The organism is Bacteroidales bacterium (assembly GCA_018334875.1).
In the GTDB taxonomy this organism is placed as follows: domain Bacteria; phylum Bacteroidota; class Bacteroidia; order Bacteroidales; family UBA12077; genus JAGXLC01.
Window position 1 is genome coordinate 1 of record JAGXLC010000122.1, and the last position, 10759, is coordinate 10759.

Genomic DNA, 10759 nt, shown 5'->3' on the forward strand with positions numbered 1-10759 from the left:
TGAATGCCGATACATTGCGTGAAGCTCAAAAATATCCTGAAAAATACGCCGATCTGATCGTTCGTGTGGCAGGTTATTCCGATTATTTCAATGATCTGAGCGAAGATCTGCAGAATGAAATCATCAAACGTACCGAACATGAGACGATTTAACCGTTTTTCGCAAACAAATCATAAACAAAAAGCGGAGGACCAATTTTATGTTTAACAAAGAGACCTATCAAAAACGTAGAGATGCCCTAAGGAAAGAATTCAAGGACGGTATCCTTTTCTTCTACGGCAATGATGAAAGCCCGATGAATTACGCCGACAATCCTTTTCCCTTTCGTCAGGACAGTACTTTCCTTTATTACTTTGCACTCGATAAGCCCGAGTTATATGCCGTGATGGATATTGACGAAGGGAAGGAGTATATTTTCGGGGATGATTTCACGGTGGAGGATTTTGTTTGGATGGGCTATCAGCCGCCGATCAAAGAACAAAGCAAGGCCGCGGGAATTGAAAATACCGGCAACATCAAAGAGCTTACTGAGTTACTCGAAAAAGCAAAAAAACAGGGAAGAAACATACGATTCCTGCCCCCTTACAGGGCAGAACACGAGCTGAAGCTGTTAAGGCTTCTCGGCCTTGCTCCTGAACAGTCTCAGGAAAAAGCTTCCATTGAAATGATAAAGGCTATCGGCGAACAACGCAACATCAAATCCGATGAAGAGATTGCTGAAATAGAGAAAGCCGTGAACATCAGTGTTGACATGCACCTGGCTGCCATGCACACCGCCAGGCCAGGGATGAAAGAGTACGAGGTGATGGCAAAAGTGCACGAGGTAGCCCACAGAAATGGAGGTAACATTTCATTCCCTATCATTGCAACCATTCATGGAGAATTTCTGCACAACCACTATCATGGAAACACTATCCAAAGCGGTGACCTGTTCCTTCTGGATGCCGGCGCGGAAACAGGAATGCTCTATGCAGGCGATTTGTCCAGCACCTTTCCGGTAGATCCCAAATTTACTCAGGCACAAAAAGACATTTACCAAGTAGCCTTTAAAGCCCATGAAGGAGCAATGAAGGCCTTGAAGCCTGACAAAAACTTCATGGAAGTACATCTTGAAGCCGCCCGGAACCTAGCTGAAGGGATGAAAGATATGGGGTTTATGAAAGGCAACGTGAATGATGCCGTGGAGGCGGGTGCCCACGCTCTCTTCTTCCCTTGCGGACTCGGCCACCTGATGGGTATGGATGCCCATGATATGGAAAATCTGGGTGAACAATACGTGGGATATGCAGGCAAACCCAAAAGTAAACAGTTCGGGCTCAAATCGGTAAGGCTGGGTCGCCCGCTAAAACCAGGCTTCGTGATTACCATTGAACCAGGCGTATACTTCAGCCCCCAATTGATTGATGATTGGGAAGCGGCAAAGAAGCATAGCGATTTCATCAATTATGACAAGGTGGAAGAATACAAAACGTTTGGCGGTACGCGAAATGAAGAAAATGTATTGATCACCGAAGATGGATACCAGATACTGGGAAAACAGAAACCCAAAACCCTCGAACAGGTGGAAGAAGAAAGAGAAAAGGCATTCAGTGGGGAACTGACAAATAGGATCAGCTAGAATCCTCCGGGGCACTGGCAGACGATTAAAACCATCGATATGCATACCGATGGCGAACCACTGCGGGTGATTGCCAGTGATCAAAGGAGAAACCATACTGGAAAAAAGACGTTATTTCAGGGACCCTCTCGATGATCTGCGAACCGGCTTGATGTGAGAGGCCCGTGGAAATGCCGATATGTACGGTGCCGTCATCACCCCTCCTACAACCGAAGATGCTGATTTCGGTACTTTCTTCCTTCACAATGAAGGTTACAGCACCATGTGCGGCCACGCCATCATCGCATTGAGCAAAATGGTGATGGAAACCCGCATGATAGGAAAAAAGGTGATGAACCCGAACTGATCATCAACGCTCCTCCGGGTAAAATATATGCCCGGGCATACCGCAAAAATAAACTTGTATATAAAGTATCTTTCAAAAATGTACCGCCTTTCGTGTTATGGAAAGATCAGACGGTTGAAGTGCCGGAACTGGATACCATCCCGGTTGATGTTGCTTATGGCGGGGCTTTTTATGCATTCTGCCGAGCAAACAACATAGATGTGAAGCTGTAAGCGACAGATTACAATAAGCTGATCGATTATGGAAGAAGGATCAAACAGGCGGTAATGGAGCAACATGAGATCAAACATCCCTTTGAGGAGGATCTGAGCTTCCTTTACGGTACCATCATCACTGGTGAACCTCATGATACCGGGCACCACAGCCGCAATGTATGTGTATTTGCCGGAGGGGAGGTTGATCGCTCATCCACAGGTTCGGGCGTCAGTGCAAGAGCTGCCATCCATCATGCAAAAGGTAAGTTAAAAACCGGGGAAGAGATTACAGTGGAAAGTATCTTGGACATGTTGATGACCGTAAAGGTAACTGAAAAAACGAAGTACGGACCCTTTGATGCTGTTATCCGAGAAGTATCGGGAACGGCATCTTTCACCGGTCAGCACCGTTTTTATTTTGACACTGATGATCCAATCAGGAGAGGATTTATCTTCAAATAGTGGTATATATTTTTGTAACCACTACATTCCTTTGTGCTCCTTTGTAACATACTTTAATTTCCTTTGTGGTTCAGCAATTCATATTTAACCACAATGGCACACAAAAGCCTTTTCAAACAAGTCCCTGGACTCATGAATAGGCCGAGATTGCGTAGTATTAGGTATAACAGGGATCTCCCGATCATTAAAATCCGAATATTATGGTTAAATTCGTTTCTCCAAAAACAGCCAAAATGGATATTCTAAAAAGGGTTAAATTTGATTTTCAGCATTTATAATAGTTAATTGTCTTTTTAGACCAGACACATCAATTATTTCGATAAATCCAATATGATCTGGTTGTCCTCAGGAATGATTCTCAGGCCTGAATCATCTTCCCTGGTAAAAGCTCCCTTCACTGCAGAAATAAGATATTCATTCCCTTTATAGTTTAAGTTCAGTTTTTTATGGCCTGTTTTGGCAATGGGCAATTCCGTATTTTCGGAATATGACAATTCAAGGAACCAATTTTCAGGCTCTTTCCCCTGGCTACTGATGCTTATTGTAGATTCATCAAACTTTACGTTTATCTTTCCCTCACGGGAATAAACAGGCCAGGTGATATTTAGCTGTCCTTCAATGCTGTCGGTAACTTCAGGAGCACCTCCTTTTACCTGGGGTAAACCCTCACGGGATAGTGCCTTTAACCTTAAACCGGCTACGGTTTGATTGGAACTCCACATGAAACCGTCAACCACGGGAAGGGTATAATAATAACAACTGGTAGTGGTTCCTTTTTCAGTTAGATAATCCGATTCAACCTTTTCATCAAATATGTGAATATCCCTGAAACGCATGGTGCCATCTTCCCAAAGGATGTTGGCCCTGTAATACCGGGAATTAAACCATACTGTCTTAAGATCTTTTTCTGAATAGTCCTGAAGCACAGTTACGGAGGTAGGAGGCGTTACGTGGTAATTTTTCTTAAACCATTCACCTGTTTCTCCCAGGTTTTTAACCACTAATTTTCCTTCTTCCTTCAATTTTTTGATGAGGGGCAACTGGAATTGATATCCCTCTTTCATTTTTTTCCAGGTAAAGGAATTTTCCTGGCCGGCTTGTGTATAGGCATACTCCATAGATGGACCGTTAATGAACCAATCGAAATACCATTTCACCCATTCTGGATTTCCGCCAGTAGCGTTATAAACCGGCTCGAGTGACATCACCCTTTGCCTGTCTCCACCCAATCCATTATCATACTGGTGGATGGGATCGCTTCCCAGCATTCGGAATATGGGAACGGGTATTTGATTTTCTTCATTTTGTGCCGGCATATAGGCATTTTTCACACTTGGATAATAGCCTTGATTCCAGTATCCACCCCACAGGGTATATCCGTCGGTTCCAATTTGATCCTTACAGTTGGCGGAGGCAACTATCCCGTATTCTTCATACATATAGCGCAGGGTATGGGCATCGATAAACCAGGAACCGACTGACCGGGGGTAGTAACCGAATATTTCCCTGAAGTCTTCCATATAGGTATCCACCAGTTTTTCTCTTTCCTCGGGGGTATATCCTGTAGCAAAGCCCACATCGGCGTGCCAGTCCCACGGATATCTTCCCCGCCATTCATAGCCGCTGTTTTCGACCAGGGGTTGAGGTATCTCCCACCAGGCTCCTATTTCGAACCTGTCTGAAGGCAGATCTTTCAGCAGCTCCTGGTATCTTGGATCCATCAGCGCATCGTACTGAAGGAGGAATGTGCCTTTAAGGTTATGTTTGTTCAGGGCTTCTATCTGCTTAACCACTGTTTGGTAAAGGACCTCTTCCGTTATCCAGTCAATACGAGGTTCACACTGCCGTATGAAGTTGACGATATTCACAATTTTTGGTGATTCAGCTTTTGGCTCCTTGTTTTTCTTCGATTGGGGAGATTTTGCCTTTTGAAAGCCATGTTCCTTATTGTTGTCTTGACTTTGCCCTTCACTTTCACCGTTCAGGGATGTTGAATTTATGGCCAATAGATTTGCCGGAGCCATAGTTTCACCAGGGATTGTTCTGGTATTATGTCCTAATAGTCCAATATTACGGGAACAGAGAAGGGATAATACAAAAAGCAAACTAACAAATAAAGTTTTTTTCAGATTCATGGTTTTCAATTTCATTTCGGTTAAACAATATTATAAAAATCCAATAAAAGAGTCTAGTCTAAAAAGGCGGGTATACTGAGCTAATTGTTTAAAAGTTATCTATTGAATTTCAGAGATCTACTAGAGCCGTTTAGCGCCTTATCAGCCAAAATCCAGCTTTTTATACCGGACTTATAAAATATGATCAACAATTTTTTTTATAAACCGGAACATTGAGTTTCTGCATAGTCGGAACAGCCAATATGGTCCGATCTAAGTTAATACCTCATTTTTCAATACAATACTTCCATGGCCTGAAATGATCACCAATTTCTACGGTCTGGCGAGAGCATTGAATCTAGTTTATCCTTGATATGATCATATCAAGGATTTTCGTTCAAATTGTTCGGCTGGCAGAGAACTTCTACAATATGCTTAATATCAGTATTTCCCGTATTCCTGCAATGTTTCCCACCATGCCATGATGTTTTCCGTGGGTACACCACCTTGAATCACATGTATGGGGGCAAAGATAAAGCCGCCACCGGGGGCCAGGTCTTCTATCCTGCGTTTGGTCTCGTCCCTTACCTCCCGGGGCGTTCCATAGGGCATGACAAACTGGGTATCACAACTACCACCCCAGATGGTCAACTCCCTTCCATATTCCTTTTTAAATTTTTGGGTATCCATGCCCGTGCAGTTTACCTGGAAGGGATTTAGGATATCCACACCAGCTTCAATAAGTAGGGGTATGGTCTCCATGATGGCCCCATCGTTGTGGAAAAATATATAGGTTTTTGATTTTGCCTGTTTTTTGATGAATTCAAACAGTCTTTTGTGATAGGGCCAGATCAGTTCTTTATAAAGCGCCAGGTCCACCAGTAAGCTGCTTTGTGTTCCCAGGTCATCGGCACAGGAGGCCACCAGGATATTCTCGCCCACAGCCTCCAGCGCCCGCTTCCAGTATTGCATTTTAACCTCCAGGATTTTTTCCATGATGGCCTGAACTACTGAAGGATTAAGATACATATCCGTCAGGAACTTTTCGTAACCGGTCATCCACATGGCGTGTTCCCACATGCCTGAGCTCATACGTCCCATCACATAGGCCTTCTTTTCATCATAAACGATGCTGTCGGCCTCTTTTTTCAGATCTTCATAACGCACCGGATCCAGGGCATCCGGCCAGGGATAATTTTCCACATCCTGCACAGTTTGAACATGTGCCAGGGGATGTTTATACACATCGTAATAAAGATCGTTTTCCAAAGGCATTCGCCACTGCATACCCCATTCGTCCTCAATATAGTGATATCCATCTGCTGTGCCCAGGTCTTTTAACTGACTTCCCTCCGGTACTTTGGGTCCCACATTTTTTACATCTACCTTCAGGTAATCAATCACATCCTCACCGGTGTAAGCCATTTGTGTGATGGGATCTTTCACCTGTGCGGGTTCTTTAAGACCCAGATGCTTTTTTAGCTTCTGCAGGGCCTTTATGTTGATACCGGTAACCATGGTTCCCCCAAGGTCAAAAGGGATTCTGTCGGGCTCTTTGTGCGCGAGCGCTGTGACTACTCTTTCATAAGGGGTGTATTGCTTCATAGAAACATTTTTCTATTGGTAATCATGATTCTGATCTAAAAAGGTTTTTTGCCTGCCACCAAAACACTAAAACACGAAATTTCACCAAATTAAAGTACTGAATTTCTGTTTCTTGTGTTTTTTTGGTGTTTTGGAGTTTTAGTGGCAATATATTCTTTTACCCCTTTTTAGACTGAACTCAATCATTTAAATTCGGTATTTAGGCCATGGCTTCCCTATCGCAATCAAGGTTTATCTGTTACAGTCACTTGAACAGGTTGTTCGCTCTCATGAAAAAGAAAAACAACCAAATGAGTTCCATCCAGTGTTTGTTTGACCCCCATTCTGTAATCCTCAGATTCCTTGCCATTTACAAGAACCCTGGCCCCTTCGGCATTCCAGTTCTTTATATAAAAGGCCGGGTTGTAAACCGGGTTCTTATTACTGCCCTTCAGGGTCAACTTGATTTTTGATGGTTGTTTCCTGGTGTTTTTAATTTGATAACATCTCTGGCTTTTATCATAGCCTTTATTGAGAAATTCTTCTCCCTCCAGGGTGAGCTCGGGAGCATGAGCCCATGCCTTTCCATAGGATACCAACTCATCCATATTTTTGGTGTTCATGCCATACAGGCCATTCCAGTAATACCGTCCTTCTTTTTCTTGTATGACGGGATCGGAAATTGGAAATCCATTGGTATGAGAGGGTCTGTCAGCCATCCTGCTTGTTCGTCCATCACATCTGGCCTGGCCTACCGGGAAATGGTTGTTACCACTGTGCTGGTTGTAATCAGATAAAGGCTCCCACTTGACAAACATTTCGTTGCCCGGCTCAAAACAGATGAAAGGTTTGTTTTTCGATTTAAAATTATACTGCTGGATGGTATATGAATAAGTGGAGTCCCATGGACCATGTTTTTTCCCGGGATCTTCCACAAACGATACCGGCATGGTTTCACCCTGGTAATTGGCCACATGGGCGTAATCTTTTTCAAGCAAATCGGAAACGGATTGTTCGGGATGAAGCATTACCAGTGATTCCTGGAACTGCCTGGGATGACCAAGGGAACCTTTGTCCCAGGATACCTTTCGAATGGCTGAAGCATCGGGATAGATGTAATAATATTCATCGATCCAGCATTCCCATCCTGTTTTGGGTTGTATGTTCCAGGTATGGTCATGTGCGCTTACCGGGGCATATCGCCAGTGTACCACAGCCCTGGCTTCATTATTCTCAATGATCCGTACATGAGAAAACCGGCAATGACGATCCTGCATATGCTCGAAACATCCTTCGCTGCCGGCGTCTCCATGTTGCCAGGCTTCAACGCTCTGATCCGACATCCAGTTGTTGTTTTCGGAAACCCAGGCGGGCCCGTATCTAAAACCCCTCCAAAACATCATTTTTACCGGCGATTGATCAAAACATACCACCACATCGGGATCATCTGCAACCGGCCATAGTTCATCCCACCCCGGGTAATAATTTAACTGGGTATAAAATGCCCCGAAACGCCCGGGGTGGTTTTCAATATCCGGCAAGCGGCGGGGTTTGATGTCTGCCGGTTTACGCGTATAATCCGCGTATTTTGCTCCTATCTCTTCCTTGTCCAATGCTTGATCATAGACCTTCACCTCGTCGATGATCCCATCCAGACCGAAATAACTGGCTACGGTGCCCCAGGTACGATGTATATCTGAAGGCTTTTGTGGATGTTTTACCATACCAAGGCGGCATTCCGACCGGTTAGAATAGGAAATGGATCCGTGAACAGGCATACGGGCTTTTAGTTCTCCGTTAATCCATATCTTCATTTCTTCCCCTTCGGTGTAGGTGGCAGCAATGTGCATCCATTTTCTCAGGGGCAACAATTCCTTCTCCGTAGAGCAGGAGACCCATTGCTCCCCGATAGCAACCTGTAGGGAAACCTGCCCCAGAGGCCCTATCATAAGCCGGTATCCTTCCGTTACTCCTGATGCACCCTTTATTTTTTCCTTTTCGGTGGTAAGCAGGGGGCACCAGTTCCAGGGATAATTGCCCAGGGCAATCCATCCCTCTATGGTAAACGCTTTCCCGGGATTCGTTTTGTCTTCCGGTTCCCGGATGATACAGGTTGTGAAGCCGTCGAGCCGCAAACCCTTACCCTGAATTCCTGGTGCCACTTCATAATTACCCTCGAGGGTATCGCCTATTTGACTGGGGCTTTCAATGACCTTTCTTTGTTCAATCTCCTCAAAATCCCATTGCATGACCGGACTTTGTGAGAAAAGGGGGTAGGGGATCAATAAAAGACTCAGAACAATAAGTTTTCTCATCATCTATGGCCTTTTTGACATTTGACATTAATCAAGTTCTTCGTCCCGTATGTTTAACCAGCGTTTCTTCATTTCAGGAATAAGCTTGTTCATGAGCCCGGGGTTTTCTTCGGAAACATCGCGGGTTTGATAAGGATCCTCTGACATGTTGTAAAGTTCAAACCTTGAAGGAATCGAACGTTTAATCCATTTCAGGGTTGATAAGGAATCGGGTTTTTCGTTGAAGCTGAATCTCCCGATCAGGGTATATCCGTCTTCACGCATGGCAAGCTGAGGCATATACTCATGGTAAATGCCATGAATCGGATACAGCCACATAACAGGTTTTTCCCTGGCTACCTTATTATCCAGAAGACCCTGCCATATATCGACCCCGTCGATCGTTCTGTCCGAGGGTACTTTTACGCCGGCCAGGTGACAGAAGGTTGGCAGGAAATCGGTGCCATTGATCAATTGATCACTTTGGGAACCGGCAGGAATGTGTCCCGGATACCTGACGATACCGGGGACCCTGTGACCTCCCTCGTAGGGATATCGTTTCAATCCATGGTAATCACCCGGGGTACCAAAACATTTATCGCGTAGGGGATCATCCCATTCGCCTCCTGTTATCTCTTCCGTAACAGGGTATTCCGGGCCATTGTCACTGGTAAATAACACCAGTGTACTGCTTTTCATACCCTGACCATCAACAAAGTTGATAAGATCCCCAAAGGCCTTATCGAGCTGAGTAATTGTGCCATAATATTCGCTTTTGTGTTCAGAAATATCCCCGGGCCTTTTAACCTCGCCATATTTGATGGTCTTTTCCAGGCTGTCAACGCGGGGTGTTTCATACATTTTTGTGTACCCGTCAGGAGGATCTATTGGCGTGTGAGGCTCATGAGAGGCAACCATCAGGAAAAAGGGCTTGTCCTGTTCCCTCTTATTTTCCATCCATTCCATGGCTTCCTCCACGATGGCCCTGCAGTACCAATGATCAATTTCCCCGACAGGTTTTCCGTTCCTTATGAACCTGCCCGGACTGGCAGGGCCGTCGAAGGCATTCACACTTGTAGCAAACCAGTGGTCAAAGCCCTGGGTACCCGGGTTGGAATATCCTTTCTCTTGTTTTTCAAGATTTGACAAATGCCATTTCCCTACAAAACAAGTCTCATAGCCTTCTGTTTTAAGTAATTCAGCCAGCGTAACCTCCTCATTCCGCAGATAGGTGTCTCCGTGTGCAATATAATAGAATCCACTTCTGTAAGGATTTCTTCCGGTCAGCAAGGCTGCCCGTGAAGGAGAGCATACCGTGCCCCCTGCATGACAATCGGTTAGTCTTACCCCCTCAGAAGCGAATTTATCTATGTGCGGCGTTTTGATGATGGGATGACCATAACAACCCAGATCACCGTAACCCAGATCGCCGGCCAGGAACACTATGATGTTGGGTTGTTTGGCTGGTTTTCGACATCCCCTTCACCTGATTGACGAAGAGTAACCCCAACAGACCCAGCAGCGGGAATTTGAACATGTTTAATAGGGATGGTTGAATCCTGTTCATGGCCATAAGATTAAAAGTTTTTATTATTATTTCTAATAAAGTATGTCCGCATGATTGCCAAAGCAATTGAAAGAATTATTGAATATCACTATTGTTCTCAAGTAGTTATGGGAACAATCATCTTACTTATTTTTCATTATTTTTCTTAGATACATATCCGGATCCACAGAAGCATAGTCCTGAAGAGCTTCTTCATTGGGCTCTCCCAGGTATTCCACATAAACGCATCTTGTGGACAGGGTATTATCAGAATTTTTCAGATCCAGCGATGTTTGAATGGCAGTTTCTCCTGCCTTCAGATTCATCACAAACTTTGCTGTGGTCATATCAGGGGTAACCTGGCGGGCCGAATCCAGGGTGCCCAACAACAGGTTGGCTTGTTCTACAGGAAGTTCCTTATTTCCATTACCATTTTCCACAATTCTTTTGCCTGATTCCTCCGGCCAGTGATTTAGCCTGATTTCATATTTTCCTTCCCTGGCAACATGAATGGCCCAAATTAATTTTCCCTTCCTGCGATGAGCATCATGGGAATACAAAGTTACGGGATTTTCATGTTCGGTTCCGATATGGATTTTTG

At 44.7% G+C, this 10759-nt stretch carries 9 protein-coding genes and 1 pseudogene; 5 read left to right on the forward strand and 5 right to left on the reverse strand.

Annotated features, from left to right (window positions below):
* From KGY70_10905 to KGY70_10925, 5 genes are all read left to right on the forward strand, one after another.
* A partial coding sequence (locus tag KGY70_10905; protein ID MBS3775689.1) for a hypothetical protein occupies positions 1–152 on the forward strand: 152 nt, incomplete at its 5' end.
* Between the two features lie 47 nt (positions 153–199).
* A complete protein-coding gene (locus KGY70_10910) occupies positions 200–1618 on the forward strand; it encodes an aminopeptidase P family protein (GenBank protein ID MBS3775690.1) in 1419 nt (472 codons plus the stop codon).
* A gap of 178 nt (positions 1619–1796) precedes the next feature.
* Positions 1797–1964 (forward strand): proline racemase family protein, encoded by a 168-nt coding sequence (locus tag KGY70_10915; protein MBS3775691.1) that lies wholly within the window; start codon positions 1797–1799, stop codon positions 1962–1964.
* Positions 1883–2176, forward strand: a complete 294-nt coding sequence (locus KGY70_10920) for a proline racemase family protein (GenBank protein MBS3775692.1) — start codon at positions 1883–1885, stop codon at positions 2174–2176. The genes KGY70_10915 and KGY70_10920 overlap by 82 nt, the downstream gene beginning before the upstream one ends.
* A gap of 54 nt (positions 2177–2230) precedes the next feature.
* On the forward strand, positions 2231–2620 hold the full coding sequence (locus KGY70_10925; protein ID MBS3775693.1) for a proline racemase family protein: 390 nt from the start codon (positions 2231–2233) through the stop codon (positions 2618–2620).
* Positions 2621–2931: 311 nt separating this feature from the next.
* Here the strand turns inward: KGY70_10925 and KGY70_10930 are convergent, their stop codons facing one another.
* From KGY70_10930 to KGY70_10950, 5 genes and pseudogenes are all read right to left on the reverse strand, one after another.
* The gene (locus tag KGY70_10930) at positions 2932–4644 is read right to left on the reverse strand and encodes a hypothetical protein (protein ID MBS3775694.1); all 1713 of its coding nucleotides are present in this window, start codon (positions 4642–4644) and stop codon (positions 2932–2934) included.
* Between the two features lie 531 nt (positions 4645–5175).
* On the reverse strand, positions 5176–6339 hold the full coding sequence (locus KGY70_10935) for a hypothetical protein (GenBank protein ID MBS3775695.1): 1164 nt from the start codon (positions 6337–6339) through the stop codon (positions 5176–5178).
* Between the two features lie 224 nt (positions 6340–6563).
* Positions 6564–8636: a LamG domain-containing protein gene (locus KGY70_10940; GenBank protein MBS3775696.1), complete on the reverse strand. Its 2073-nt coding sequence runs from the start codon at positions 8634–8636 to the stop codon at positions 6564–6566.
* 24 nt (positions 8637–8660) lie between these two features.
* A pseudogene (locus KGY70_10945) lies at positions 8661–10067 on the reverse strand (sulfatase-like hydrolase/transferase).
* A 234-nt stretch (positions 10068–10301) separates the two neighbouring features.
* The coding region (locus KGY70_10950; GenBank protein MBS3775697.1) for a hypothetical protein at positions 10302–10759 on the reverse strand (458 nt) is incomplete at its 5' end.